The sequence below is a fragment of the Methanobrevibacter sp. 87.7 genome (assembly GCF_002208625.1).
Taxonomy (GTDB): Archaea; Methanobacteriota; Methanobacteria; order Methanobacteriales; family Methanobacteriaceae; genus Methanarmilla.
In genome coordinates, this window is sequence record NZ_MRCT01000272.1 from 1 (window position 1) to 1,248 (window position 1,248).

The 1,248-nt window shown below is 20.0% G+C and carries 1 protein-coding gene; it reads left to right on the forward strand.

Annotation, left to right across the window (positions count from 1 at the left end; genetic code table 11):
- Positions 1–320 precede the first annotated feature (320 nt).
- Positions 321–1,130, forward strand: coding sequence for a V4R domain-containing protein (locus BGI41_RS08160; RefSeq protein ID WP_088540203.1), 810 nt, complete (start codon positions 321–323; stop codon positions 1,128–1,130).
- The last annotated feature ends 118 nt before the right edge of the window (positions 1,131–1,248 follow it).

The following is a 1,248-nucleotide window of genomic DNA, read 5'->3' on the forward strand; positions in this document are numbered from 1 at the left end:
AAATACTTATATTATATAAAAATTAATTTATTAGATTAAATTAGATAAATGTCTTAATTTTATATTAAAAATAGTAAAATGCTGATTATTTATTTTTTTATAATTAAGTGTTTTAATAAATTAAAAGTTTAAGAAAAATATCATTTTAATTTATTATTTTTAATTTTATCTAAAAATATTGTAAATTGTATAAAATATATATAATATGATTTATATATTAATAGTAACTACAAACAATTAAAGAAAATATAAAATTTTATAATCATTTATTTTTATCATCATTGGAAAAAACATGATAAAAATTTATAGAGGTATGCAAAATGATTAGCAATAATGTTGAGGGTAAAATATTAGATAAAACAAAACCAATACAAATTTTTTCAAAAAATGATGGTAGTATTGGTGTTAATGTAGTAAAAAGTCCTGTTAAACTTGTAATTTTGGAGATGCTTAAAACTACAGATATGGAATTTGATGAAATTGTTGCTAATACTGGTAGATCTAAGTCAACAATTTCTGTTCATCTTAAATCTTTACGTGAAAAAGGGGTGATTAATTATAAATTTAATCCTCAAGATAATCGTAAAAAAATATTCTATATTAATTCTAAATTTTTAGGTGAAATTAAACCATCCATACCTGAAGAATTAGATGAAAGAAAAGCAGATTACCTATTAGATAATATTATTAATACAGGTGATGATTTTAATTTTTCATTTTTATTATATCATACCTTAAGATCTACCTTAATTCAGGAAGGATTTAATATAAATCCAATTTTATATGAAACTGGATTTAATATAGGTAATGCTCTATTTCCAAAATTATATGATAAAAACTTAAATAAATTTTTAGAAAATATTGAAAACTTTTGGGAATCAAAAGGTTTAGGTAAACTTGATATTGATATAGGCGATATTATAATAGCTACTGTAGTAAATTGCTTTGAATGTGGTTTATTACCAAAAACTGGAAAACCTTCATGTTACTTAGATTCAGGTATTTTTGAAGCATTATTTACTTCATATTTTAATACTGATATTGATGTAACTGAGATTCAATGTTATGCTATGGGTGATGATTGCTGTAAGTTTACTATTGAATCTACAGAAGAAGATTTTAATCTTTAAACTTTAATATTTTCTTTTTATTTTTGAATTTTATCTATTTTTCATTGTTTATTTGTAGTTTCTTTTTTATTTTCATTATTTATTTTATTGATTATTTTTACCTATTTTTATAATTATT